20 protein-coding genes are annotated in these 26986 nt (G+C 52.3%); 18 read left to right on the top strand and 2 right to left on the bottom strand.

All coding sequences use genetic code 11. The annotated features are described in order from the left end of the window. The first annotated feature begins 3 nt into the window (after positions 1 to 3). From PT964_RS04470 to PT964_RS04425, 10 genes are all read left to right on the top strand, one after another. On the top strand, positions 4 to 2985 hold the full coding sequence (locus PT964_RS04470; protein ID WP_274362130.1) for an extracellular solute-binding protein: 2982 nt from the start codon (positions 4 to 6) through the stop codon (positions 2983 to 2985). A gap of 17 nt (positions 2986 to 3002) precedes the next feature. Continuing rightward, the gene (locus PT964_RS04465) at positions 3003 to 3953 is read left to right on the top strand and encodes a carbohydrate ABC transporter permease (RefSeq protein WP_274362129.1); all 951 of its coding nucleotides are present in this window, start codon (positions 3003 to 3005) and stop codon (positions 3951 to 3953) included. Between the two features lie 13 nt (positions 3954 to 3966). Further along, on the top strand, positions 3967 to 4830 hold the full coding sequence (locus PT964_RS04460; protein ID WP_274362128.1) for a carbohydrate ABC transporter permease: 864 nt from the start codon (positions 3967 to 3969) through the stop codon (positions 4828 to 4830). A 12-nt stretch (positions 4831 to 4842) separates the two neighbouring features. Next, on the top strand, positions 4843 to 6264 hold the full coding sequence (locus PT964_RS04455; RefSeq protein ID WP_274362127.1) for an SMP-30/gluconolactonase/LRE family protein: 1422 nt from the start codon (positions 4843 to 4845) through the stop codon (positions 6262 to 6264). Continuing rightward, entirely contained in the window at positions 6261 to 6908 is a 648-nt protein-coding gene (locus PT964_RS04450; RefSeq protein ID WP_274362126.1) for a Yip1 family protein, read from the top strand. The genes PT964_RS04455 and PT964_RS04450 overlap by 4 nt, the downstream gene beginning before the upstream one ends. Before the next feature lie 11 nt (positions 6909 to 6919). Beyond that, positions 6920 to 9154, top strand: a complete 2235-nt coding sequence (locus PT964_RS04445) for a DUF5696 domain-containing protein (protein ID WP_274362125.1) — start codon at positions 6920 to 6922, stop codon at positions 9152 to 9154. Positions 9155 to 9156: 2 nt separating this feature from the next. Then, on the top strand, positions 9157 to 10020 hold the full coding sequence (locus PT964_RS04440; RefSeq protein WP_274362124.1) for a carbohydrate ABC transporter permease: 864 nt from the start codon (positions 9157 to 9159) through the stop codon (positions 10018 to 10020). A 19-nt stretch (positions 10021 to 10039) separates the two neighbouring features. Then, a complete protein-coding gene (locus tag PT964_RS04435) occupies positions 10040 to 11020 on the top strand; it encodes a carbohydrate ABC transporter permease (RefSeq protein ID WP_274362123.1) in 981 nt (326 codons plus the stop codon). 183 nt (positions 11021 to 11203) lie between these two features. Continuing rightward, on the top strand, positions 11204 to 12214 hold the full coding sequence (locus tag PT964_RS04430; RefSeq protein ID WP_274362122.1) for a medium chain dehydrogenase/reductase family protein: 1011 nt from the start codon (positions 11204 to 11206) through the stop codon (positions 12212 to 12214). 13 nt (positions 12215 to 12227) lie between these two features. Next, a complete protein-coding gene (locus tag PT964_RS04425; protein ID WP_274362121.1) occupies positions 12228 to 12623 on the top strand; it encodes a MerR family transcriptional regulator in 396 nt (131 codons plus the stop codon). A 51-nt stretch (positions 12624 to 12674) separates the two neighbouring features. Here PT964_RS04425 and PT964_RS04420 read toward each other — a convergent pair whose 3' ends face one another. Beyond that, a complete protein-coding gene (locus PT964_RS04420) occupies positions 12675 to 13049 on the bottom strand; it encodes a RidA family protein (protein WP_274362120.1) in 375 nt (124 codons plus the stop codon). Between the two features lie 116 nt (positions 13050 to 13165). After that, positions 13166 to 14578 carry an ABC transporter substrate-binding protein gene (locus PT964_RS04415; RefSeq protein WP_274362119.1) on the bottom strand — a complete coding sequence of 471 codons (1413 nt, stop codon included), beginning with the start codon at positions 14576 to 14578 and terminating at the stop codon, positions 13166 to 13168. Between the two features lie 230 nt (positions 14579 to 14808). Between PT964_RS04415 and PT964_RS04410 the strand changes: the two genes are divergently transcribed. From PT964_RS04410 to PT964_RS04375, 8 genes are read left to right on the top strand one after another with little or no spacing between them, the layout of a single operon-like run. Next, positions 14809 to 15945, top strand: coding sequence for an ABC transporter ATP-binding protein (locus tag PT964_RS04410; protein ID WP_274362118.1), 1137 nt, complete (start codon positions 14809 to 14811; stop codon positions 15943 to 15945). Beyond that, positions 15942 to 18932 carry an extracellular solute-binding protein gene (locus tag PT964_RS04405; protein ID WP_274362117.1) on the top strand — a complete coding sequence of 997 codons (2991 nt, stop codon included), beginning with the start codon at positions 15942 to 15944 and terminating at the stop codon, positions 18930 to 18932. The genes PT964_RS04410 and PT964_RS04405 overlap by 4 nt, the downstream gene beginning before the upstream one ends. Positions 18933 to 18935: 3 nt before the next feature. Next, positions 18936 to 19928, top strand: coding sequence for a carbohydrate ABC transporter permease (locus tag PT964_RS04400; RefSeq protein WP_274362116.1), 993 nt, complete (start codon positions 18936 to 18938; stop codon positions 19926 to 19928). Next, complete coding sequence (locus tag PT964_RS04395) at positions 19929 to 20783, top strand: carbohydrate ABC transporter permease (RefSeq protein WP_274362115.1); 855 nt, start codon at positions 19929 to 19931, stop codon at positions 20781 to 20783. Positions 20784 to 20805: 22 nt separating this feature from the next. Further along, positions 20806 to 22833 carry a YIP1 family protein gene (locus tag PT964_RS04390; RefSeq protein ID WP_274362114.1) on the top strand — a complete coding sequence of 676 codons (2028 nt, stop codon included), beginning with the start codon at positions 20806 to 20808 and terminating at the stop codon, positions 22831 to 22833. Continuing rightward, positions 22826 to 25090, top strand: coding sequence for a DUF5696 domain-containing protein (locus PT964_RS04385; protein ID WP_274362113.1), 2265 nt, complete (start codon positions 22826 to 22828; stop codon positions 25088 to 25090). Before PT964_RS04390 ends, PT964_RS04385 begins: the two co-directional genes overlap by 8 nt. Beyond that, a complete protein-coding gene (locus PT964_RS04380; RefSeq protein WP_274362112.1) occupies positions 25087 to 25977 on the top strand; it encodes a carbohydrate ABC transporter permease in 891 nt (296 codons plus the stop codon). Before PT964_RS04385 ends, PT964_RS04380 begins: the two co-directional genes overlap by 4 nt. Next, positions 25974 to 26957, top strand: coding sequence for a carbohydrate ABC transporter permease (locus PT964_RS04375; RefSeq protein WP_274362111.1), 984 nt, complete (start codon positions 25974 to 25976; stop codon positions 26955 to 26957). Before PT964_RS04380 ends, PT964_RS04375 begins: the two co-directional genes overlap by 4 nt. The last annotated feature ends 29 nt before the right edge of the window (positions 26958 to 26986 follow it).

Raw genomic sequence — 26986 nt, 5'->3', positions numbered from 1 at the left:
TTTTTGAAATGGAATCGGGAAAAAAGGCTGATGTGGAAAAAAATCGTCATGGTCTCGCTCGTATTTCTTACTTTTTCCGTAACCTTCGGTGAGAACCTTCCATCGCATGCCGCCGAACGTTTGCGGGACCGAAATCAGAACCAAGGAAAAGTCGTAGCCGGTTTTGACAGCTTATCGATTGACGATATTTTGCAGCCGACCTATGGGAAAACGTTAGCGGCGTACCAGAAGCAGGGGTTTGTCCCCGCCGCCGGACCGGATATTGTCGTTCCAGCCGGGCAGTTTTCGGCTTACGGCGGTTCCAAGCCTGCCTCGGAATCCGTGGACGGCCGATCTTCCGTGCTTTTATGGGACGAAAAAACCGAGTGGATCGAATGGACGTTCGATGTGCCCGAAGACGGGCTTTACAATCTGGAAGCGGATTATTACCCGCTTTCCGGAAAAAGAAATCCCATCCAACGCGAACTGCTGATCGACGGGCAAAGCCCGTTTCGCGAAGCGCAGCGAATATATTTTTTTCGCAATTGGGTGGATAGAGGAGACCCGGAACGGAACAACCAGGGCGACGATGTGCGGCCGAAGCAAACCGAGAAGCCGATATGGATGAGCACGCCGGTTGTGGACGGCAACGGCTTGTACACGCAGCCTTTTCAATTTTATTTCAGCAAGGGCACGCATGTAATTCGCATGAAATTCCTGTTGGAACCGGTTGCCTTTGATCAAATTAGGGTCACGGCGCCCGAGCAGCCGCCGAGTTATGAAGAAGTGAAGCAAACGTACGAATCCAACGGGTATAAGGAAGTTAAGAATATTAATGTTAAAGTGCAGGCGGAGAACAATCCGGACAAATCCGACCCGACGATTCGAAGGGAAGCCAACGGCGATCCGTTGATGGAGCCTGCGGGGAACGGCAGAATCCGTTTGAATGCCTTCGGCGACTGGCGCTGGAGGAAGGGCGGACAAAAGGCGACGTGGAGCTTTGAGGTGCCGGAAGACGGTTTGTACAAAATCGGCTTGAAATTCGGACATTGGTGGGGAGACGGACTTCCTTCGTTCCGACAAATTCTCATTGACGGCAAAGTTCCGTTCAAGGAGCTGGAGCTTTATCCGTTCACGTATTCGCGCAGCTGGCAGATGGAAACGCTTCATCGCCAAGATCAGGAGGGCAAGGACGCAGAACCGCTGCTGTTTTATTTAACGAAAGGCGAGCACACGATTACGATGGTCGCGGAAGTGGGGCCTTACCAGCCGATTATGGAAAATTTGACGGCCGATACGCAAAAGCTGGCCGATCTGTACCGGCGCATCATTATGGTGACCGGACCGACGCCCGATCCGAACTTCGAGTATGAACTGGGCAAGAAGGTGCCCGACTTGGTTATGGAGCTGAAAAGCCTGGCCGACGATTTGCTGGTGCAGATGGATGAATTGGAGAAAATATCGGACCAGCGTCCGAGCGTGATCAATACCCTTCGGATGATGAACCACACCTTCGAGAGAATGGTAAAAAATCCGGATATTATTCCGCGGCAATTATCGGAACTCAGCAACAGCCAGACGAATTTGAGTACGCTGCTGATGGGGCTGAAGGAAGTACCGCTCGTTCTCGATTACATCGTGGTCAGCTCCCCGGATACGAAATATCCGAACGTGAAATCCAACGCATTCCAGAAGGCGATCAGCACGTTCAAAAACTTCATGGCCTCCTTTACGAAGGATTATACCGGTGTGGGCAGCGTTTACGGAAAGGACGGAAAGAGCAAGGACAACGGACCGGTCATCAACGTTTGGGTTTCCAGAGGCAGGGAATGGGCCGAAATCATGAAGGATTTGGCCGAGGAAGATTTTACGCCGAGCACCGGCATTCGCGTTAACGTCAACACACTTCCTGCGGGACAGCTCAATTCCGGTTCGGTCAACACGTTACTGCTGGCCGCAAGCTCGGGACGGGCTCCCGATGTGGCGACGGGAGTCGATGCGCATTTGCCTGTCGAATTCGCCATCCGGGATGCCGCCGTCGATTTGTCGCAATTTCCGGATTACGAGGAAGTGAGCAAGCGCTTCCTGCCCGGATCGCTTCTTCCCTTCAAATACAATGGAGGCAATTATGCCCTCCCGGAAACGCAAGATTTCAACGTGCTCGTATACCGTAAAGACATTTTGAACGAACTGGGCGTCAACATTCCGCAAACCTGGGACGAGGCTTATGCATTGCTGCCGATTTTACAGCAAAACGGTATGCAGATGTATTATCCTCCGACTTATTTGGGATTTTTGCCGTTTCTTTATCAGAACGGCGGCGATTTCTACAACAAAGACGGGACAAAATCCGGACTGGATACACCTCAAGCGTTTAAGGCTTTCCAGGAATGGACGGAGCTGTACACCAACTATAAGTTCCCGGTTATCGCCAGCTTCTTCAACCGGTTCCGTACCGGCGAAATGCCGATCGGCGTTGCCGATTATTTGACGTATGTCCAGCTGTCGACAGCCGCGCCGGAATTGATCGGACGTTGGGGCATCACGCCTTCGCCCGGCCATTTGAAGAGCGACGGGACGATTGACCGTACGACGGGCGGAGCCGTGCAATCCGTCGCGATCTTTAAACAGTCGAAGCGTCAGAAGGAAGCATGGGAGTTCTTGAAATGGTGGACCAGTACCGACGTCCAGGTGCAATTCGGGCAGGAGCTTGAAGCGCTGCTTGGCGTGGAAGCCCGCTGGAACACCGCAAACATGGAAGCGTTCAAGGAGCTGCCTTGGCCGCCGGAAGATTTGCAGGCCTTGACGGAGCAGTGGAAATATTACAAGGAACAACCGTATGTGCTCGGCGGTTACTATACGTCGCGCAACATCGACAACGCCTGGAACCGCGTCGTGCTCGGCGGCATGAACACACGGGAGTCGCTGGAACAGGGCATTAAGGATATTAACAAAGAGCTTGAAGCGAAGCAAAATGAATTCGGTTTTTCTCCGGATCAGGAATAGCGGGAGGGGGTATCGATATGCAAAACAGCGTAGAAGTGGAAAACCCGCTTCGGCTGATGCCGCATAGAGCCAAAAGGTTTTTATTGTCCAGTACCGGAAGAAAGGTGGCGCTAGGCTATTTATTCCTTAGCCCCTTCCTTATTCTTTTTATTACGTTCACCGTCATTCCTGTCGTTCAATCGGTCTATTTGAGCTTTACCTATTACAATATGCTGCAGCCGCCCAAGTGGATCGGCTTAACGAACTACAGCGTGCTGTTTCTCGAAGACGACATTTTTATCAAATCTCTCAAAAACACATTTGTGTTTGCCGTAGTTGCAGGCCCTCTCAGCTATTGTCTGTCATTCTTGCTGGCCTGGGTCATCAATACGCTGCGGGCTAAGATGGTCTTTTCCTTGGCTTTCTATGTCCCGTCGATTACGAGCGGCATCGCGTTGTCGATCGTTTGGCTTTATATTTTCTCCGGCGACAGGTACGGGCTGTTAAACAATACGCTTCTGAACTGGGGCATGATCAGCGAGCCGATTCTGTGGAACACCGACCCCGATACGATAATGCCGGTCATTATTGTCGTTTCTCTTTGGATGAGTATGGGGACGGGCTTTCTGGTGTTTCTCGCCGGCTTGCAGAATGTTTCGCCCGAACTGTACGAAGCGGGATCGATCGACGGTATTTCCGGCCGCTTTCAGGAATTGTGGTACATTACCATTCCTTTGATGAAACCGCAATTGCTGTTCGGCGCGGTCAACTCCATTGTGGCCGCCTTCGGCGTATTCGATATCGCCGTGGCAATTTCCGGTATGCCGAGCCCCAACTACGCGGGACATACGATCATTTCTCACTTGTTCGACTACGCCTTTATCCGGTTTGAACTCGGATATGCGTCGTCCATCGCGGTGTTCCTGTTCTTTGTTACGTTCGGATTAGGCCGCATTGTGATGAAATTGCTGTCATCAAAAGATCAATAAGGGGGCAAAGGACGTGTCGACAAATTATGCGAAATTTGTTACCCGCTTCAACAGGGGATTATTGTATGTATTCATGATCGCACTGGTCGGCTTCACGGCATTGCCGATCGTCTACATGGTATCAACGGCGTTTAAACCGCTGGATGAGCTGTTCCTGTATCCGCCGCGTTTCTTCGTACAGAAGCCGACGCTGCGCAACTTTTTTGATCTTCTGACCGCAACGGACAGCTCGATCGTTCCTTTCTCGCGCTATATTTTCAACAGCTTGTTTGTTTCGGGCTCGATTGTTGCAGGCACGCTGTTTGTCAGCTGTCTGGGCGCGTATGTGCTGTCCAAGTTCAAGCTGCCGGGCGCAAACGCCTTATTTGCCGTCATCTTGTCGGCGCTGATGTTCTCGCCGCAGGTCACGCAAATTCCGACGTATATGATCGTCTCCAGCTTAGGGATGGTCAACACGTATTGGGCGTTGATATTGCCGAAAATCGCGGTGGCCTTCAACATCTTTTTGATGAAGCAGTTTATCGATCAGATTCCCGACGTTTTAATCGAAGCGGCGCACATCGACGGCGCTTCGGAATGGAAAATTTTCTGGAAAGTCATTATGGCCGTCAGTAAGCCGGCATGGTCGACGCTGATTATTTTTACGTTCATCGCGAACTGGAACGATTTCTTCTCAGCTCTCGTGTTCACGACCAGCGAAACGATGAAAACGCTGCCTCTGGCGATCCAGACGCTTGCCGGCGGACCGGGTGTCGTCGCGCGGTCGGGGGCGCTTGCCGCCGGTACGTTCCTGATAACGCTGCCGCCGATCTTGATCTTCTTGCTGTTCCAACGATTGGTTATGAACACGATGGTTCATTCCGGTATTAAAGCTTAGGGGGAGGAAACGATGAAAAAAAGATTAGCAGCGGGAATACTCGGATGTCTGCTGTTTATGATATACGCCTTGCCCGCTTACGCTCTTCCGGAAATGTCCTATACCCTCGACCCTATGCACGGATACCGGATTCCCATTCCGCTAACGTATACCGTGGATAAAGTGATCATCGATGTAGGCGAACCGGGGTTGAGCAAGCCGAGCGACCTGTTTATCGACAAGGACGGTTTGCTCTACGTGGCCGACACGGAGAACAACCGCATCGTCAAGCTGAATGCCGACGGCAAGGTGCTCGGCATCTACGGGGAGGAGCAGGGGCTATCCTTCAGCAGACCGCAAGGGATTTTCGTCGATGATTACGGCCACATGTTCGTTGCCGATACGGGAAACGGAAAAGTCGTGCATCTGTCGCCGGACGGCGAGTTTATCGAGGAATTTGCGAAGCCGGAGTCCAAGCTGATTAGCGAAGATATGGATTTCGCTCCGGATAAGGTCATTATCGACCGCCGCGGATATTTGTACGTGCTGAATAAGACCGATTACAGCGGCTTCATGATGATCGACGCGATGAACCAGTTCCGCGGCTATATCGGGGCAAACCGCGTTCCGTTCAGCTGGAAAAACCTGCTCGTTCGCGTGCTGGCTACACCGGAGCAGCGGGAGCAGCTGAACAATGCCGTACCGCCGCAAAACTCGAATATTACGATGGACAACAAAGGGTTCATATATGCCCCTACTGTGCTGATTGAAAGCGATCAAATCAAGAAATTCAATGCGATGGGCGAGAACATTTACACGAAGAAATTTTATGGCGAAAATTCGATCGATAGCGGAACGCTTGAGGTGCCTTATTTTGTCGATTTGGCCGTGGATCAGTATGGCATCGTCAATGCGCTTGACGCTACGTCGCGGAAAATTTACCAGTATGACCAGGAAGGCAACCTGCTGGCCGTATTCGGCGGTCATGGCGACGTAAAGAGCCGCTTTGAATATCCGATCAGCCTTGTCGTCGACAAATCCGGCAATATTTATGTGCTTGACCGGGACCGCAACAATATTCAAATGTTTAAACCTACTAGGTTTGCACAGCTGATTCACGAAGCAAGCCAGCTGTATTTCGACGGACGCTACCAGGAAGCTATGGAGCCTTGGAAAGAAGTTCTGAGAATCGACGAAAACTATCCGTGGGCCCACCGGGGCGTCGCCAAAGCGCTGATGAAGGAAGAAAAGTGGAAGGAAGCGATGAAGGAATTCAAGCTGGGCGAGGACCAGGAAGGTTATTCGAAAGCGTTCGCGGAATATCGGCACGACCTGATGCGCAAATATCTCGGTTGGGTTTTGCTTGCGGCTGTAGCGATTGTGTATGTGATATACCTCATTGTGAAGTGGCTGCGTCGTGTTACGAATAACGTCATAAGGAGGTATGGCTTTTGAACAAATTAGCTTCGATCAGGCAGTCCGGGCTGCGTTCTTTCCGATTAGGGGTCGCGGTGCTTTTCCACCCGATTGACGCGTTCGAAGAACTGCAGAAACAGCGGAATGTGGCCGCGGCCTTCATTTTGATCCTTCTGACTTTATGCGTAAGAATTATTACCATTTACATGACCAGCTTTCACATTACGGCTTTGCAGCCGGAAGATGCGAATTTAAATTTGGAGCTCGCCCGATTCGTCTTACCGCTTATTTCGGGAGTCATCGCCTGTTATTTGATCACGGCGATCATGGACGGCGAGGCCCACTTTAGGGACGTATTTGCGGCGATGTCTTTTTCACTAATCCCGTATATCGTCTTTACAATACCGCTGGCGCTCCTTTCGCTGATCATTTCGAGGGGGGAAATCGGCCTTTATCACAGCTTGAACGCCATTGTTTGGATCTGGGTCGCCATACTGATCTTCATCCAGATTAAGGTTTTGAACGATTACACCTTTAAAAAAACGGTCGGCGTGACTCTATTGTGCATTTTTGCTTTTATCATCTTCTGGGGAACCGTCGGACTTGTTTTCGCGTTGACGAACCACGTGCTTCAGTTCATTGACGAAGTTAGCATCGAAATCCGATATTTACTGGAAAATTGAGGGGGGATACCATGCTAACGGTAAAAGCCAAAAGGTGGGTTTACTATATAACCGTAGGCATTATCAGCGCGGCTATTATACTTCTGGCCCTGCCCTCCGTGCTAAGATCCATCGACAAAGTCCGTCAGGAGATGAGTGAGCAGACGGCGGAGGCCGCCATACCGGAGGATGCCGAAATTCCGCCCCCGGTACAGCAAAGCGAATACGAGAAAATCGGCGAATCCGATCGGCTTATTCTGTACTTCCGATCCTCCGATTCCGCCATTAAAGTGCAGGATAAAACCAATGGATACCAATGGAAATCGGCGGTATCGCTGGACGATGTCGAGACGGACGGGAACGAGCTATGGACGGCGAGCAGTCAGTCGATCTTCCATATGACGTATACGGATCCGAGCTTGCCGGCGCTGGAAACGCAGGAAACGAACTCCGTGATCGAACAGCCGAGCTTGAGCACGACCCCGATGGACAACGGCATCTTGGTGCATTATGAGCTGCCGAGACTGAAAATCAGCTTCGATATGAGCTTTCAATTGAAAGGCGATGCGCTGGACGTGACGATTCCGGCCGAGTCGATCAAGGAATCGAAAAACAACTGGATTATGTCGATCGCTCCGCTGCCGTTTTTCGGGGCGGCATCGGACCATCAGCAAGGCTACGCCTTTTATCCCGACGGTCCCGGGGCTATTTCGTACTTCAAGTCCAATCATCCGAACTATTTGAACCCGTATAAGGCAAGCGTGTACGGTCCGGATACGATTACGTTCAACTACTTTAACCGGAGAGAGCAGAGCGCCCTTCTTCCCGTCTTCGGCTTGAAGGTTGAGGACAACGCCTTCCTCGGCATGATCACCGACGGTGAATACGATGCGAATGTGCTCTATTCCCCGAGCGGATATTTGATCAATTTGAACCGCGTTTCGTCCGAGTTTGTTTACCGGCGGGATTATGAAGCGGTGAAGCGGAACGGCAACCTGACGAAGCAAGCGGAGAAGGAATTGATCCGTGAAGACCATACGGTCCGCTATGTGTTTTTCAGCGGGGATGATGCCGATTACAGCCGAATGGCTGCCGCGTACCGCAATTTTCTCGTCGATGAGAAAGGGCTGAAGTCCCGCATTCAACAAGGCGATCCGATCCCATACGGGCTGGATCTGCTAACCGGCATCAAGAAGCATCAAATCTTGATCGATGCCTACATCTCTACGACAACGTTCTCGCAGGCGCAATCGATTATGGAAGACTTGAAGAAGCGGGGCGTAGAGCGAATATCCGCCAATTTGCTTGGCTGGACGGGCAAAGGCTACCTGGAGTACCCTTCCGACGGCAAGCCTGCTCCCGAGTTAGGCGGCATGAGCGGCTTGCAGAAATTAAGCGATTTTACGAAGAAGAACGGCTATCAGCTGTTCCTTCAGGATAATTTCATCGAAGCGTGGAAGAACAGCGGCGGTTTCTCGACCCGCACCGATGTCGTGAAAGGAGCGAACCATTTCGCCGTTACGGACCGTTTCAACGAAATGTTCTACCTGAATGCGCGCAAGCGCAATTTGGCGTTCCAGAACCATTATTTGGATCCGTTAAGCAAGCTGAACATTACAGGCATTAACTTTGACGGAATCGGATCGCTGGTTTATTACGACTATAACGACGATTACCCCCTGCTCAGGGAAGGCACGGCGAAGCAATGGCTGGAGATGATGGACACCTCCCGCAAGCAGTTCGGAGGAGCGGCGGTCGTCGGCGGCAACGGCTACGGCATTCTGATGGCGGACCGCGTGTTTGACGCCCCAATGGACGACAGCGGCTATTTCTTTACGGACGAAGTCGTTCCGTTCTATCAGATGGTGCTTCACGGCTACGTGCCGTATTCCGGAAATCCGCAAAACCTGTTCTACGATCCGGACCTGCAATATTTAAAAATGGTCGAATACGGCTACATGCCTTACTACCAATTGACGGCGGACCATTCCGAGGAACTGAAGGATACGTATTACAGCGATTTGTTCAGCTCCGACTACGACAACTGGGTCGATCGCTCGGTAGAGCAGTACAAGGAAATGAACGAGAGGCTGCGGCCTCTATGGCCGCAAACTATAGTAGGGCACCGGAAAGTACAGTCCGACGTGTATGAGACCACGTACGAGGACGGCACCCGGGTCATTGTCAACTACTTGCCTCGCGGAATCATCGTCGACGGACATACGATTCCCGAGAAAGACTTTATCGTCGTGCCAAAGGGGGGTTGAGCATGAGAAGAATAAGTCTCGAAAGGAAAAAAATGTTTGCAGGCTATGTATATATCGCGCCGTGGGTCGTTGGGTTTCTGTTATTTATGGCTTATCCGCTCGTTTACTCCCTGTGGCTGGGCTTCCATGAGGTTGTAGGCGTCGGCAACTTCAAACTGCAGGCTGTGGGCTGGGCGAACTTCAAGAAAGCGTTCGTGTTGGACACCCAATACATTCCTCTGTTTATTACAGTCGTTCAGGACGCGCTGATCAATACGCCGCTTATTATCGTATTTTCCCTGTTCATCGCTATTTTGTTGAACCACAAAATTAGAGGAAGAGCGTTCTTTCGGGCGGCTTTCTTCCTTCCCGTACTGATCGGTACGGGGCTTGCCATGCAGCAGCTGCTGTATGCGGGCGTCGGAAAAGATACGCTGGTCAACGGGATCGGCGTGCCGGACGAAGTGTTCCTTTATATGGGGCCGACGTTTTCGCAAATTATTTTCGATATGCTTAGCCGTCTGACGGTCATCTTCTGGAAAACCGGCGTGCAGGTGCTGCTCTTTCTTGCCGGGCTGCAAGGGATATCACTCTCTCTATATGAATCGGCCCGGTGCGACGGGGCGACCGAGTGGGAAATGTTTTGGAAAATTACGCTGCCGCTCATTTCCCCGATCATATTGCTGAACACGGTATATACGTTCGTCGACTCCTTCACCGATATCAACAACCGGATGATGGTGTACATCAAGAATACGGCATTTACGAAAATCGAAATGGGCTACGCTTCTGCCATGGGCTGGATTTACTTCTTGTTTATCTTTCTGTTATTAGTCATTGTATTTGTCTCCTCCAGACGCGTAGTTGTTTATACGGGGGAAAAATAAGCAAGGGAGTGAATGCAGCGTGAATCCTATATCGAATCCCGGCCAATCCGTTACGGAGGCGGGCGGACCGAAAACCGCCGACAAAGCGGGCGCCATGTTGAGGCGTTTGCAAAGCCGGGCCATCAGCAAAAGCCGCTGGTATAGCATTATATACCAAATATTCGTATATGTTATTCTGATAGACTTGGCTTTCGTATTCTTGTATCCGTTCATTTACATGATTACGACGGCTCTAAAGCAGCCGGTCGATCTAATGAATTTTACCATCAAATGGATTCCGACAAGCATGGCGTGGGAAAATTTCTATTACGGCGCGCTAGGCTTGCAATATTGGACTCACTTTAAAAATTCGGTCATCATCTCCGGTCTTAGCGTCATCGGTCAGGTCATTTCGTGTTCGTTCGTGGCCTACGGATTTGCCCGGATCCGCTTTCCCGGACGCGAGCTTCTGTTCTTTCTTTGCATGTTTACACTGATCATTCCTCCCCAAACGATCATCGTTCCGATGTTCATGCAATATAAGGGAATGGGATGGCTCGACAGCATGCTCCCCTTGATTGTTCCCAGCTTTTTGGGGAACGGGCTGCGCGGCGCATTGTTTATCTTTATTTTCCGCCAGCTGTTTCGCAACCTTCCTTGGGAGCTGGAGGACGCTGCGCGGGTGGACGGCTGCGGAACGTTCAAAGTATATTGGCGCATTATTTTGCCTTTGACGCCGCCGGCGATCGTTGTCACAACCTTGCTGTCGTTGGTATGGCACTGGAACGATTTCTTCGAGCCGTCCATCTTCCTGTCTTCCGACACAAAGTTCACGCTTCCGATGATGCTGCCGCGTCTGTACCAGTCGCTGGACCAGATGTCCGGCCGAAGCTTCGAAGTATTCAGCTTGACCGTCATTATGGCGGCGACGTTCCTGGTGTTGCTGCCGATGCTGATCGTTTACTTATTCCTGCAGCGCTACTTCATTCAAGGCGTCGAGCGCTCCGGTTTGGTGGAATAAAAAATAGATTTCAGGGACGTTATTCGACCCGCCGGATCGTCCGTCAAAGAAGTCAATGGGAGGGAGGAGACGATGTCTCCTCTTTCTGTATAAGCGAAATGGAGATGCATGAGCGAACCTTATTGACTTAGAGCCGACTCTAACCTTTATAATCCGATACATCAATAAAAAGGGGAGATGTCGATGCATTATTCACGTATAATAGTAAGACGATATGGCGGTCCCGAGGTGCTGGAGCGAGTGAACGAACCGCTGCGTTTACCGCAGCCGGGCGAGGTTCGAATCAAGGTGCAAGCCGCGGGGGTTGCGCTTGCGGATGTCATGCGAAGAGAGGGCGTCTTTCCGGAATCGCCGACTCCGCCGTTCGTCCCCGGCTATGATGTCGTAGGCATAGTTGACGAAACAGGCGAACGTGTGCAATCGTATGGAAAAGGCGATCGCATCGGCGTCCTTTCGAACGGCACGGGCGGTTACTCGGAAGTTTTGTACGCCTCCGAGGAACAGCTGATTCGGGTTCCCGATTCGGTTGACGCCGCCCAAGCTTCGGCCGTAATGCTTAATTATGTTTCCGCGTATCAGATGCTTCATCGTCTGGCGGCCGTAAAGAAAGGAAACAGCGTCCTGATCCATGGAGCGAGCGGGGGCGTCGGAACCGCGCTGTTGGAATTGGGACAAGCGTTGAAGCTTACCATGTACGGCACCGCATCGGCATCGAAGCATCGTATCGTATCACAATACGGAGCGATTCCGATCGATTACCGCAGCGACGATTTCGTCAATACGATCCGCCGGCTCGAACCGGCAGGAGTGGACGCCGTATTCGATCCGATCGGCGGCGGCAACTGGCATCGCTCGTTTCAAACGTTAAACCGCAACGGACGGTTCATCGGGTACGGCTTCACGTCCGCTTTGTGCGATCCGACGGACAAGCAGTGGATGGACGATTGGAAGACCGTCACGGAAACAGGCGCTACGCCGAAAGGCCATCCGGCCTTCATATACAGCATTACTTCGTTAAGAAAGGATAAGCCGGATTGGTTTCAACAGGACGCAGCGATTCTCTTCTCCATGCTGGAGAAGGGCGAAATCAAACCATTGATCTCGCACCGCGTACCGTTTGCCGAAGCGGCGTCCGCACAGCAGCTGTTAAAAAACTCGGAATCGGCAGGAAAAGTAGTTCTTATAAGCTCCTAAGGAGATAAAATGGATGTACACCATCGGAGAAATTTCGAAAATGACCGGGATATCCGCCTTCACGCTCAGGTACTACGAAAAAATCGGAGTTTTGCCCGAGCCCAAGCGCGGCAGCAACGGAATTCGGAGGTACGATGAAGAGGATCTTCGATTCATTCGGTTTGTTGACGGTTTGAAGCAAACAGGCATGAAGCTTCAGGACATTGCGGCGTTCGCACAGGACGGCTGCCTGCTCAGCAAACAGCCGACGGACCCCGGAATAAACCGCATGCTTCATAAGAGAATCGACTTGCTGTCGCGGCATTTGGAGCATTTGGACCAGCAAATCCGGAGGCTGGAAGAGGTGAAAGCAGTCGCGCATGAGAAGAACGCTTATTATGTAAAGCTGTCGGGACGGCCGGAGCCATGAAAAAAGACCGCGGAACGGCTGCGAAACGCAAAAAAACCGCGGTCTTTACGCTTACTTTCTTAGCTTTGCGATGACATCGATTTCCACCAACAGATCAAAATTCAATTGACAGTATACCAGAGTGCGCGCCGGATAAGGGCGGGGGAACAGCTCGGCATAGATCCGGTTGAACGCCTCGTAATTTCTGCGATCGGACAAATACACATTGACCTTCAGGACGTCCTCCAACGTGAGATTCCATTGAGCCAATATATCTTGAATGTTTCGGACCGTAAGCTTGGTCTGGCTTTCCAAATCGACCGCCGTTACTTCCCCTGTACACGGGTCGCATCCGCCTTGCCCCGATACGAACAGGAGAGTTTCCGACTGAGTCGCTACGGAAAAGGGGATAACGTCTGTACCGTACAGGTTGGTTCTCTCATCCAATATTCATGTTCCTCTCCGTAGAAAATTCACTTATGATGTAGTAAGAACGGGACCGCCCCTCATACGCGAGGGTTTCGGCGGCCCCGACCGTCTTTATCATTTCAATAATGCCCGCACTACCAGCCCAATGCTTTGCGTGTTTCCGCCGCTTTCTTGTTGTACTCCTCGACGAACGGAATCACTTCGCTGAAATTGCCGCCTTCGTTCATCATTTTTCCGATTCGGGCGCTCACGCTGTTCACATAATCGCCGAGATCCATTACGTTCATATCGTTCCAGTAGCAGCACATTTGGGCGCTCATCTTGACGTTTTCGATGTTCTTTCCTTTCCAAATCGCCGCTTGATCGTAGTAGGCGTCGATTTCCGGGCTTTTCACCCAAGAGCCGGAACCGTTGTCGATGCTCAGCTTTTGCGCCTTTTCGCTGAAGAGGAAGCTAAGGAACATGAACGCTTCTTCTTTATGCTCGGATGCTTTCACCATGGACATCGGTCCAACTTGATGAAGCGTCACTTGACGCTGCGAGCCGCGCGGGAACGGAAGAACGTCCCAGTCGAAGGTCGCCTGTTGAAGCGTCGGGAGAATCCAGTCAACGCCGGTGATGAACAAGAAGTTGCCGTTTACGAAATTGACGGCCGGATCGCCGGCAAAACCGTTTTCCTTGATTTGCTCCGGGTTCGGCTGCACGTTCCATTTGCGGATCAAGTCTTGAGACCATTGAAGATCCGCAAGCACCTCAGGCGAATCGGCGACGCTCTTCGTCCGGTCTGCGCTCAGCAATCTTGCGCTGCCGGCGCTGCCGTTGGCGATCGCACGAATGTCGTTCATATCGCCGGCAAGCCCGAACATGCCCCAATCGTTGGCATCCTTGTTGGTCGCCTTCTTGGCCATTTCCAGCAGGTCGTCGTAGGTCCAGTCGCTGCCAGGCATTTCCATGCCGTACTTGCTTAACAATTCTTTGTTGACGGCGATCCACATCGGAATATCGGTCCACGGCAGGGCGTACGTTTTGCCGCCGGTGCTGAACGATTCCAGCAATCCCTCAACCAAATTCGAGTTTTGGATTCTCTCGTCCTTATCGAGATAAGGCGTCAAATCTTCCAACAGATCGTTGCCGTTCGTTACCCATTCTGACAAGCCGCGATCCAAAATAACCAGGTCGGACTTCTCGCCGGCGATGATGTTATTAATGACGGCTTGGTTAATGGACGTATTTTCCGTAACCGTAATCCAAGGATACTCCTCCATGAATGCGGCGATTGTCGCCTTAAGCGCCGGAGAGAAAAACCACCCGTGAATCGTCAGCTCTACCGGATCATGCTTCTCGGGCTCCGGCTGCGGTTCCGGCTCATCGGTTGCCGTTCCGGTATCCTCAGCGGCTGGCGTATCCGTCGAGGTCGCTTCCGGCGGATCGCCGGTTGCATTCTCCGAGCCCGAATTTCCTCCGCCGCCGGTACAAGCGGATAAAACCAACAAAGCTACAAGCAAAACAGCCACAACACTTCGATGCTTCAGCCAACGTAAACTCAACTCAATCCCCCCAAAATGAAAGTGGTAAGCGCTTCCTTAACGCCATAAAAAAATGGCCCGATTGGAAGTTCTTGCCTAGATTTTAACACGACCTTTTTTCAAGTCAACAAAAAAATTTCACATATGCTAATTTTATTTTTAAAATTGGTCTGTCATTTTTTGGAGTTAACCGTTATAATTTCACGTATATAAATCAAATTCATAGATTTTAAGTTCATGGGGGTAACCGTATGGGTAACGTAGCGTTCAACCATGTGTACAAATTTTATAAGGGGGAGAGCCGGCCGTCAGTCAATGACTTTCACCTGGACGTTGCCGACGGCGAGTTCCTTGTGATGGTTGGACCTTCCGGTTGCGGCAAATCGACGACCTTGCGGATGCTCGCCGGCTTGGAGGAAGTTACGAAGGGCGACATATTCATTGACGGCAAATTCATGAATTTCGTATCCCCGAAAGACCGCGATATCGCCATGGTGTTTCAAAATTATGCCCTTTACCCGAATTTGACGGTTTATGAAAATATGGCGCTGGGGCTGCAGCTTCATAAGGTTGCGAAGCACGAAATCGAGCTGCGCGTAAACCGGGCGGCCAAGATGCTTGAGATTTCGCAGTTTTTAACGAAGAAGCCGAGCCAGCTGTCGGGCGGGCAAAAGCAGCGCGTTGCGCTGGGCCGCGCTTTAGTTCGGGAACCGAAGGTTTTCTTGATGGACGAACCGCTGTCGAATTTGGACGCGAAGCTGCGGACGCAGACGCGAATGGAAATCAGCAAGCTGCACAATCAATTGAAGACGACTTTTGTTTACGTAACGCACGATCAGACGGAAGCGATGACGATGGGCACGAGAATCGTCGTGATGAAAGACGGCAACATCCAACAGGTGGCTCCGCCGCAGCTGCTGTACGACGAGCCGCGCAATATGTTCGTTGCAGGCTTCATCGGCTCGCCGCAGATGAATTTTATCGAAGGCGCCATTGTAGAACAGGACGGCCATTATTTTTTCGATACGAAGCGTTTGCATTTGAGAATTCCGGAGAGCCAGATCCGGCACATTCGAGCGGCACAAACGAACCTAAGGCAGGTCGTGCTCGGAATTCGTCCCGAGTACGTTTCTTGCGAGCCGTGGGCGATCGATCAATACCTTGAGTGGCATGTTTCCGCGGTCATCGAAATGCGGGAGCCGATGGGCTCCAATACGTATTTGTACGCCGCCGTCGGCGAGCATTCTTTAACGTCCAGGACGGAGCCGCATACGGCTATACAGCCGGGCGATCATGCGAAGCTCGTCATCCGGATGGATAAAGCGCATTTCTTCGACCGGGAAAGCGAAGTTTCGTTGGCGGCGCTGGCGATGGAGGATCGGCAATGAGAAGAAGGAGACGACTACGGACGATTGCAATCGCTTTCAGTTTTTTGCTTGTTGCGGCGTTGTTCATCGGTTGGCGGATGTCGACGAGCGAATCGGCTGCATATCCTGAGCTTCCACAAGAAACGCTTTTTAATAGCATCGGTACGCCGAACGGAATCCCATCCTATATCGAATGGCAGCGAAGCGAAAGCGTACGATCGATGCCGGCGGCGGACGGATTGGAGACGACGGTGCTTGCAACGGATTACAGCGCGGCGTCGGAGGAAGCGGACATCGCGAAGCGGCACGACGATACGTTGTCTTCCGATGTGATCGACTGGAACAATGCGGACGGGTGGCTCGAGTGGGAGATGGAAGCCCCCGCGGACGGCCTGTACGAGTTGATTATCCATTATGCGCCGATTCCCGGAAGCTACTCGCAGATCGTTCGCGGCATTCAAATCGACGGACAATTCCCGTTTGCCGAAGCGGAGCGGATCGGGTTCGAGCGGATGTGGCAGGACAGCAAATATCCGTACGACCGCAATTCGATAAATAACGAAATTCGTCCGGTTCAAACCGAATGGATTGCTTGGAACAAAAAATCCGTGTCCGATTTTTCGCTTTCTTCCGAGCCGCTGCGCTGGTCACTGACGAAAGGAACTCATACGATCCGGTTGGTCGGCGTCAGCGAGCCGATCTCGCTATACTCTATTACTCTTGCTTCGCCGGAGAACATTCCTGCGTATTCGGAATATGCAATTGAGCATCGGAGCAATAACGAAGCGAATCTGTGGTACACGTTGGTGGAAGCGGAACGATTTGCGTATAAATCGGCGCCGGGCATTCGCACGATCAGCGTTAACGAGCCTTATGCTTCGCCGGACCCGCAAGGAAGAATCGTATACAACGCGCTGGGCGGGAGCTTCTGGCAAAGAGCGGGCGAATCCGTCACATGGGAAATTGAAGTGCCCGAAACCGGCCATTACGCAATCGATCTGAAATATTTCCAAGGCTACAACGGGAACGCAAACGCTTACCGGACGATTGCGATCGACGGGAAAGTCCCGTTTCGGGAAATGCTTCATTATCGCTTTCCGCCGAATATCGCAATGGAGATTTCGCCGCTCTCCGACGAAAACGGCAGCCCCTATTTGTTTTACTTGCCGAAAGGGACGCACCGGTTAACGATGACGGCGGACAATTCGCTGATTCGCCCGGTTATATTGGCGCTTGGCCGGCTTAACGAGAGGCTGTCCGATATCGAGCGAAAAGTGCGCGTCATCTCAGGAAATTACGGTTACGCCGGGTCCGTCAATCTGGATACGGCCAGAGTGTGGGAGATGGAAAAGTACGATCCGAACATGGAGGAGAAGCTTCAAAAGCTTAAAGTCGAGCTCAAAAGCATCAGCGATTATTTAAAAGGGTTGAATCAGGGCTCGAACGAAGCGACGACGGCGTTGGACGGAGCGGTCAGCCGGCTCGGGGATTTGCTGGAGGACGTAAACAATTTGCCGAACGAGGTGTCCGCCTTCGCGGAAATCAAATCGGGCATCAATACGTGGACGCAGTCGATCGAAAATCAGCCGATGCATTTGGATTATATTGTCGTGCGTACGCCGAATGCCGATCCGGGACTCAAGGTGCCTGGACTGTGGGATAAGGTTCAATATTCGACCGTAAATTTTGTCCGCACGTTTTTCCAGAAATACGATACGGACGATTCCTCAGACGATGAAGCGCTGACCGTTTGGGTGCAGCGCGGCCGGGATTACGTGGATTTGCTGGAGGCGATGATCGAGCAGGATTTTACGCCGAAAACGGGCATTAAAGTGAACTTGAATCTCGTTCCGAGCCAGAACGTGCTGCTGATGAGCACGGCGGCTGGGCAGCAGCCGGACGTCGCGCTCGGTGCGGGCATGGAAGTGCCGGCGGATTTTGCGATGCGGGGCGCAGCGCTGGAGTTGTCGGCATTCGATGACTTTGAAGAAGTATCGAAACGGTTCAACCCCGGAGTTATGCGTTCATACGCGTACGACGGCAAAGTGTATGCCCTGCCCGAAACGGCGACCTACAATATGCTGTTCGTCCGAACCGATATATTGGAGGAGCTTGGGCTCGAGCCGCCGGATACGTGGGAGGATGTGCTCGACATGCTTCCTGCGCTGCAGGAGAACGGGATGACCTTCATGTTCCCGAAAATATCGACGCTGCAGGAGGGCGGGACCTCCTTCATGACCCGCAAGCCCGATTTTATAACGCCGTATTATCAGCACGGCGCCGAATTTTATACCTCCGACGGGCTGCTTCCGCAACTGAACTCCGAAGAGGGATTTGCGGCGTTCAAGATGTGGTCGGACTGGTTCGCCAAATACGACTTGCCGAAGGACGTGCCGGAATTTTTCAACCATTTCCGCTTCGGCGGCATGCCGGCGGGCGTCGGCGATATATCGATGTATATCCAGTTATCCGCAGCGGCGCCGGAGCTGGCCGGACATTGGAAGATGCTTCCGATCCCCGGGATGAGTCGTTCGGATGGGACTGTGGAGCGTTGGACGTCGCAAGGGGTCGCATCGGCGATGATTTTGAAGGCGAGCGACAAGAAAGAACAAGCGTGGGAGTTTTTGAAGTGGTGGACGTCGGACGACGTGCAAGGAAGGTACGGCCGGGACATCGAGTCGTTTGCGGGCATAGCGTATCGGTGGAATACGGCCAATATCCATGCGCTGCAAACGTTGCCTTGGGCAAAGGAAGATTTGCTCGCGATCAATGAGCAATGGCGGTGGGCCAAAAATATGCCGTTCGTTCCCGGCTACTACATGCTGCCGCGCGAAATGGACTTCGCCTGGAACGAAACGCTGCTGAACGGCACGCCTCCGAGAGAAGCGTTGGAAGATTCGCAAATGTCGCTATTGCGCGAAATGCTTCGCAAGCAGCTCGAATTCGGAATCAAGCCGGGCGACGATTTGGATATTGCGCCGTACGACAAGCCGTACGGAAAGGAGTAGTCAATGGAACCTGCACAATACACACCGCAAAGCGGCGCATCGCCGTCCGTTCCAACGAAGCAAGGCACGCCCCGGTTCGTACGGCGCATCGTCAAGTTTGCCAAGGAATGCTGGAGGGACCGTCTTTCGTATTTGTTTCTCGCACCGTTCTTGCTTTGCTTTACCGCATTCATCGCCGTGCCCGTATTGATGGCCGTATTTTTGAGCATGACGTCCTTTAACGGCATCGGCTTTCCTTCCTTCATCGGACTGAATCATTATATCAACATGCTCACGCAAGACTTTATTTTCATGAAGTACACGCTGCCGAATACGCTCAAGTTTGCCGTGATCGTCGGCCCCGGCGGCTATATGCTGTCGTTCGTGTTCGCATGGCTCATCCACCAGCTGCCCGGAGGGCTGCGCGATTTTTTCACGCTGGCTCTCTATGCGCCGTCTTTGGCTTCCGGGGTAGGATTGTCCGTCATCTGGATCTCGACCTTCAGCGGGGACCGGGTCGGTTATTTGAATAATGCGCTCATGCGCTTCGGCGTCATCGATACGCCGGTTTTATGGCTGCAGGATCCGAAATATTTAATGTGGATCATGATTATCGTCACGCTGTGGACCAGTATGGGCGTAGGCTTCCTTGCCATGCTGGGCGGTTTGCAAACCGTAAACACGGAGCTGTACGAGGCGGGAAGGATCGACGGGATCAAGAACAGTCTGCAGGAGGTTTTCTACATTACGATTCCGTCCATGAAACCGCAAATGCTGTTCAGCGCCGTCATGGCGATCGTAGGAACCCTTAAAGCCGGAGATATTTCCTCGTTGCTTACGGGGTTGACCGTAACTCCCAATTATGCCGGCCATTTAATCACCAACCATATTGAGGATTACGCATTTCTCCGGTACGAGTGGGGATACGCTTCCGCATTATCCGTCGTTTTGCTTTTGATGGGTTACGGGCTGATGAGAGTCAGTTACGCGCTGTTCCGGACGAAGGGGGATGAGTAGATGCTTCGCGCCGTTCGTAAAATAACGCTCCCTCAGTGGCTGCTGCTGATCGCCCTGACCTGCATAGGCCTGTTTATGTTTATTCCGATCGTGTTTCTGTTTAATAACGCCTTCAAACCGTTAAACGAGCTGTATTTGTTTCCGCCGACGATTTTCGTCCAGCATCCGACGACGCGCAACTTCGAGTCCTTATTTCTTCAGGCCGCTTCGGGAGCGGTCCCTTTTACGAGGTACCTGTTCAACAGCGTCGTCGTTTCGGTCAGTACGCTTGCCGCCGTCATTTTGGTCAGCACGATGGCCGGATACGTGTTGTCGAAGCACCGGTTTCATTTTAAATCGATCGTCATGGGCGTCATTATGATCTCGCTCATGTTCGTGCCGGAGATGGTGCTCATTCCCCGTTACTTGGTCGTGAGCGGCTTGGGGCTGAAAGACACATATTTCGCGCTTATTCTTCCGTTCGTCGCATCTCCCGTGGCCGTATTTTTAATGAAGCAGTTCATCGATCAGATTCCGGATGCGCTGCTCGAGGCGGCGAAGCTGGACGGAGCCACGGATATGTATATTTTTACGCGCATCGTTATTCCGCTTACGGCGCCGGCGGTGGCTACGATCTGCATTATTACGTTTCAAGCCGTGTATATGGATACGACGACGTCCATGTACTATATTACGAAAAATACGATGAAGACGATGGCCTTCTATATGACGTCGTTCACGGTGAATATCCCCGGCGTCGCCGCGGCAAGCATCGGAGCTGCGATTTCGCTGCTGCTGTTTTTGCCGAATTTGATTCTGTTTCTGCTGTTTCAACGGAAGATGATCCAGACGATGCTGCATTCGGGCGTGAAATAAGATGGGGAAAGGGGAACAGCAAATGCGCTGTATAACGAAAATCATTGCCGCCATATGCTTGCTTTGCGCGCTCTTTCCGTCCGTTTCCTCCGCCCAGCTGCCGTACGATACGTGGTTCGTTGACCGCCAGAACGGCGGCGTATCGCCGATCCAGCCGATTTATATGCCGAAAAAAATTATCGACGGCAACCGGATGGACGTGCCGTTCTCCGCGCCGAGCGACATCTTCATCGCGGGGAACGGCCATGTGTATGTCGCCGATACGGGCAATAACAGGATCGTCGAGCTTGACGGAGAAGGGGAGTACGTGCGCAGCATCGGAATGGAGGAAGGCGAGGGCAAACTGAATGCGCCGGAAGGCGTATTCGTTGCAGAGGACGGGACGATCTACGCTGCCAATACGGGCGGCCGGACGATCAATATGTATTCGGCGTCCGGGCAGCTGCGTCACGTATTTCAAAAGCCCGAATCCGAGCTGTTGTATGAGGATTACCACTTTCTGCCGACCAAACTTGCCGTTGACCGGCGCGGAGTCATGTACATCGTCGTGAAGGATACGTATCAGGGATTGTTCCGGATGAATTCGAAAGGGGAATTCACGGGCTTCTTCGGAGCGAACAAGGCAAAGCTGACCTGGCTCGACCGGTTGAAACGGGCGGTCTTGTCGAAGGAGCAGCTGGCGAAGGAAGCGCCCAAACGTCCGAACGCCATCGAGAACGTTACGATGATGGAGGACGTATTCCTGCTCGTGACAAGCTCCGGCACGGTAAGCGACGGTCAAATCCGCAAATTGAACGCGGGCGGTGCCGACGCTTTTCACAACAAGCGGTTCGACCCGGGACTCATCGATACGGCTGTCGATTCGCAAGGCTTTTTGTATTCGATCAGCCGAGGGTTCGGGGACGTTACCATTTTCGATCCTACCGGTTTTCAACTCATATTTTTCGGAGCAGGAGACAGCAATGCGCGCCAGCACGGCGTGACCGGCTTTCCGACAAGCATTGCCGTCAGCCCCGCCAATGAAGTGTGGATCGCCGACAGCGCGCTAAATTTGCTGCAGGTGTTTGAAAGAACGAGCTTCGGCGAAACGTTCCTCAAAGCGAACGAGCTGTATTTTCAAGGGGAGTATGAAAAAAGCAAGCCGTACTGGGAAGAAGTGACCCGGCAGAACGGAATGATGGACATCGCGTTCAGCGGACTCGGGAAGAACGCGCTGCACGAGCGGAATTACGCGAAAGCCGTAAATTATTTCCTGGAAGCAAGAGATGCGAAGGGGTATTCGGACGCATTCTGGTACGTGCGGTACGTATGGATTCAGCGACATTTCGTGCTTGCTCTCGTCATTGCGGTTGCCGTCTTATGGGGCTTGAGGCTGCTCATCCGTAAATGGAGGAGCTATGCCGCCAAGCGGGAATGGCCGCCGCTGCTGCGCCGGTACGCCGCCGAAATCCGCGACGCGTTTTACGTCATGTTTCATCCTTACGAGGGGTTTTATCGGCTGAAGGAGAGGAAAATTTCCTGGTTCGTCATTTTGATTATTTTGTTGTCCGCGCTGGGCGTGAATCTGTATTCGGTGTTCGGCGCAAGCATCATTGCGTTCCCTTACGATATTGCAAGGGTGAATATTCCGCTGCGGCTCGGACTGCTCATAGTGCCGTGGATCACCTGGGTCATCGCCAACTATTTGGTAAGCTCGGTGAAAGGCGGGGAAGGCCGGTTTCGCGAGGTCGTTCAGGCCAGCGCGTTCGCAATTATGCCTTATGTATTGATGATGATCCCGATTACGGCGATTTCCAACATAATCGTCTTCGAGGAGTGGATCGTATACGATCTGCTTACGCAAATCATGTGGTTCTGGATACTGCTGTTATTTTTTGTCATGACGCAGGTGACGCACAATTTCGATTTTTTGGAAACCGTCAAAAATATCGCCATAACGGTATTCACCATCGGAGTGATTTGGATATTCTTAACGATTATTATCGCGCTGACTGTCAATCTATACGACTTCATTCAGCAGATTTACCGGGAGGTGATCTTCATTGCTTAAGCGGATTTGGCCGGAGAGCGGTTCGTTGCGGCTCTTGTACCTTCTTGCGGTGGGTGTTTTGCTGATGTCCGCCACGGTAACGATCGTAAGGTGGGAACGCCTCCCCAGCTTGAAAGAAATGAATATCGGCGAGCCCCCGGACCCAAGCTTTAACGTTGCGCAAGGTCAGCCGTGGAAGCCGGCGACGGTGCGTTCGGACGGCTTCGCCGAGATTTCGCAGAACGATCGGTTTGTCCTGTATGTCGAGCCTGAAACGAGTCAAGTGGCGGTTCTCAACAAACAAAGCGGTTTTCTTTGGAGAAGCAACCCGTCAAAGGAACATATCGAGCGCGAAACGGTGTCGGGGACGCAGCTCCAAAATCTTGAGTCTCCGTTTATTTTGGAATACGTCTCCGGCAAAAACACGCGGCGCATCCAAAGCAATTCGCTCGATCCGAAGCTTTCCTTCGGTTACATTGCGATCGACGGGGGCATCCAAGTGACGTATACGTATCAAAATCCGGCTTTGTCGTTTGTCTTGCAGTACAAGCTGACGGACTACGGCTTGGAGCTGCTCATTCCGGATCAAGGCATTCAAGAGTCGGAGCAGGCTAAAGTTTTCGCGATCAACCCGCTCCCGTTCTTCGGCGCCGTGTCGGGCACGGAGGAACAAGGGTATATGTTCGTTCCTGACGGGCCGGGCGGGTTGATCCGCTACGACCGCCATCGTCCGGCCAACGTAAGAGGCTATGAATTTCCGATCTATGGGGACGACCCGGCGCATTTAAAAGAAGGGTTTCGAAAACCGAAGCGGGAGCAAATCAGCTTTCCGGTATTCGGCTTAACTCGCGGGGACCAAGCGTTCGTCTCCATTGTGAAGGAAGGCAAAGGCAACGCGAGCGTTAAGGCTCTCCCATCAGGCATCGTCTCGACGTATCATTCGTTAAGCGCGAACTTTACCTATAGGGAAGAGTACGGGCGCAAGGTGAGCGAGTTGTCGGGGGAAACCGTCAAAGCGGTTGAAGATGGCCGCGTGAGGGTGGACCGCCGCATTGAATATAGGCTTCTCTCCGGCGCCGATGCCGATTATGCAGGCATGGCCCGCTCCTACGGTCAATATTTGGAGGAGAGCGGGGGGCTGCCGAAGCGTCTGCAGCCGACCGACCATATCCCGCTGCAGCTTTCGGTCATCGGCGGCGGAACGAAGCGGAAATTCGGAGGCTACCGTTATGAACCGGCAACGACGTTCGCGCAAGCGGAAGAAATCGTCGATCGGCTGATGGAGCGGGGCGTGGCAAAGCTGCAGGTCGTCTACCAAGGCTGGCAAAGCAGCGGCCGCGAATTTACGGATCAGCGATTTCCGATCGTGAAGGAGCTCGGCGGAGCGGACGGGGCCAAGCGGTTCGTGCAACGCATGAACGAACGGGGGGTTCAGGTTATGTTCGAGGATTTCATCGGCTGGAAAAAGCCGGAGTATTCCGACTTCACGATGAAATCCGACGGCATTCGCAGCATCGATTCCACCGTGCTGCAAGGGCGATTCCGCTTTAACGACAATTTTACGATCATACCGGGCCTACTTGGGGATTTCATCGTGAGCCCGAAGACGGCCATCCGCAAGCAAAAGGAAGTGATCGACGCGCTGGAGTACATCGGCGTGAACGGGATTCATTATGCGGACGGACCCGGCAATTTATTGTTCAGCGACTATAACCCTGCCGCCCGTCTTTCGCGGGAGGATACGGCATTCTACTATAATGCCTTGCTGGATTATACCAAAAGCAGACTTGGAACAGTCGGAGTGACCCGCGGAAACGATTATGCGTTAAGCCATTCGAATCTGATAGAGGCGTTTCCGTTCGAGTCCAGCTACGATCTTGTCGTCGATGAAACCGTTCCTTTTTATCCGATCGCAGTCCATGGCTTTGTCGAATATACGACCAGACCCGGCAATTTGCGCAACGACCCGGCCGTCGATTTTCTGAAGTCGATCGAGTACGGCGCCTTACCTTCCTTTAAGGTAACGTATCGACCGAGCCGCGTGTTAATGAATACCGATTACGAATACGTCTACAGCGGCGAATTCGCCGTCTGGAAAGATCGGATCGCGGAGGAATACAAGCAATTCGATAAGCTGGCGCGCGTGGTTCATCAGCGGATTACGGACCATGAGCAATCGGAAGACGGCGTCTTCGTCACGACGTATGAGGACGGGACGAAGGTAACGGTGAATTACAACACGAAACAATTTGACGTCACGGGAGGGAAAGCGGAATGAACGAGGAGGAACGGCGCAAAGGATACTTGTTATTCCGATGGAAGGAATACGGTGTCGGTTACTTGTTTATGCTTCCTTGGATCATCGGGTTTTCCGCGTTTGTGGCGTTCCCGGTCGGCTGGTCGCTGTACAACAGCTTCAACAAAGTCATGCTCACAAGCACAGGGTTTAAGTATACGTGGGTGGGCTTAGATAACTATTATCGGATGCTGTTCCAAAACAACGCGTATCCGATTTTGCTGATCACGTATTTTCAAGAAATGATTCTGATCATACCGTTAATATTAATCTTCTCGTTCTTCGTCGCGCTGCTGCTCAACCAAAGGTTCCCCGGCCGAGGATTCATGCGGACCGTCTTCTTCCTTCCGGTCATATTCGCAACGGGCCAGGTGCTGATGGAGCTGTTCAATCAAGGGGCGGGCGAGCTGCCCTTTATGGACCAGTACAATGTGACGGAAATCGTCGACCAGTTTTTCAACAACTCGGTCGGGGATACGATTGTAAGCATCCTCGGCAAAGCGGTCATTATTTTATGGTATTCCGGCGTCCAAATTTTAATTTTTCTCGCGGGCTTTCAGACGATCTCAAAGACGCTGTACGAGGCGATCCGCGTGGACGGCGCCTCTCCGTGGGAAAGCTTTTGGAAAATTACGTTTCCCGGCATGATTCCGTTCGTCGGGCTTAATGCGATTTATACGATCGTCGATCTGTTTACGTATCCTTTTAACCCGGTGCTGGAGTCGGTAAAAAATAATATGTTCAATGCCACGACGGGCTACGGATACGCGAGCGCTATGGCATGGTTGTATTTCGGTCTCGTTCTGCTGCTGATCGGCATCGCGATGGGGCTAACGGTTCGGGCAACGAGAGGAGGCGGTTCGCTTTGAAGCTGGAGGAAACGGTACGGCAAATCAAGCTGGAGGTGTCGAGCGCTTTATCCGGCCGCAAAGCGCAGCAGCTGAAACGATTCGCGCTCGGGCAAAACTTGAATGACGGGTGGGTCGCCAAGGTCATTATTTTGCTGCTGCTCACGGTTATCGCATTTCTTTATATCAAGCCGATCATCTATATGGTCTCCACCAGCATGAAAAGCTTGGCCGATCTAATCGACCCGGTCGTGGGCATTATTCCGAGAAACGTGAACGCCCAAAACTTTATCGACGCTTGGAACGGACTCGTATATCCGCAGTCGTTCGCCAGCACGCTGACGATCGCGCTGTTCGGCTCGTTGTTTCAGGTCGTCTCTTGCTCGATAACCGGCTATGCGCTTGCCCGGCTGACGTTCCCGGGGAAAAACGTGTTCTTCTTTCTGACGATCGTCACGTTCCTGATCCCGCCGCAAATTACGATCGTTCCGCTGTATATGATTTTCCAGAAGCTCGGCTGGCTTCATACGCCGTTCGTATTTCTCGTTCCGGCGCTGCTCGGGCAAGGGGTGCGCGGAGCGTTGTTCGTTATTATTTTCCGGCAATTTTTCTTGTCCCAGCCGAAGGCGCTCGAGGAGGCGGCGAAGATGGACGGCGCTTCCGTGTTCCGGCTGTTTTTCCGAATTATGCTGCCGCTCGCCGGCGCATCGTGTCTTGTAGTCTTTCTGTTTTCCTTTATATGGTACTGGAATATGTACTACGAGGCGACGCTGTTTTTAAGCAAAGGGTTTACCCCGCTGTCCATTCGGCTGAACGCTTTGGAAATGCAGCTGATCGGCAATCAAGCGCTCACGTTCGGCGCCGATGCGGGCAAGGATCCGATCGCGGAAGGGCCGAAAATGGCCGCGGCCTTCTTGATCATTCTGCCTCCGCTGATCGTATATATGTTTGCTCAGCGTTGGTTTACCGAAGGCATCGAACGTACGGGCATGGTCGAATAAAAAATGATGAATATAGGGGAGAAAGGTGA

Source organism: Paenibacillus thermotolerans (genome assembly GCF_028745515.1).
GTDB classification, from domain to species: domain Bacteria; phylum Bacillota; class Bacilli; order Paenibacillales; family YIM-B00363; genus Paenibacillus_AE; species Paenibacillus_AE thermotolerans.
Note: the sequence above shows the minus strand (reverse complement) of the source record. Positions and strands in the feature narration are given on the sequence as shown.

Bases quoted from the DNA above. Each gene is read 5' to 3' on its own strand.
- PT964_RS04455 (WP_274362127.1), top strand. From the start codon at position 4,843: ATGAAAAAAAGATTAGCAGCGGGAATACTCGGATGTCTGCTGTTTATG.
- PT964_RS04410 (WP_274362118.1), top strand. From the start codon at position 14,809: ATGGGTAACGTAGCGTTCAACCATGTGTACAAATTTTATAAGGGGGAG.
- PT964_RS04445 (WP_274362125.1), top strand. From the start codon at position 6,920: ATGCTAACGGTAAAAGCCAAAAGGTGGGTTTACTATATAACCGTAGGC.
- PT964_RS04405 (WP_274362117.1), top strand. From the start codon at position 15,942: ATGAGAAGAAGGAGACGACTACGGACGATTGCAATCGCTTTCAGTTTT.
- PT964_RS04380 (WP_274362112.1), top strand. From the start codon at position 25,087: ATGAACGAGGAGGAACGGCGCAAAGGATACTTGTTATTCCGATGGAAG.
- PT964_RS04430 (WP_274362122.1), top strand. From the start codon at position 11,204: ATGCATTATTCACGTATAATAGTAAGACGATATGGCGGTCCCGAGGTG.
- PT964_RS04440 (WP_274362124.1), top strand. From the start codon at position 9,157: ATGAGAAGAATAAGTCTCGAAAGGAAAAAAATGTTTGCAGGCTATGTA.
- PT964_RS04395 (WP_274362115.1), top strand. From the start codon at position 19,929: ATGCTTCGCGCCGTTCGTAAAATAACGCTCCCTCAGTGGCTGCTGCTG.
- PT964_RS04390 (WP_274362114.1), top strand. From the start codon at position 20,806: ATGCGCTGTATAACGAAAATCATTGCCGCCATATGCTTGCTTTGCGCG.
- PT964_RS04465 (WP_274362129.1), top strand. From the start codon at position 3,003: ATGCAAAACAGCGTAGAAGTGGAAAACCCGCTTCGGCTGATGCCGCAT.
- PT964_RS04400 (WP_274362116.1), top strand. From the start codon at position 18,936: ATGGAACCTGCACAATACACACCGCAAAGCGGCGCATCGCCGTCCGTT.
- PT964_RS04425 (WP_274362121.1), top strand. From the start codon at position 12,228: ATGTACACCATCGGAGAAATTTCGAAAATGACCGGGATATCCGCCTTC.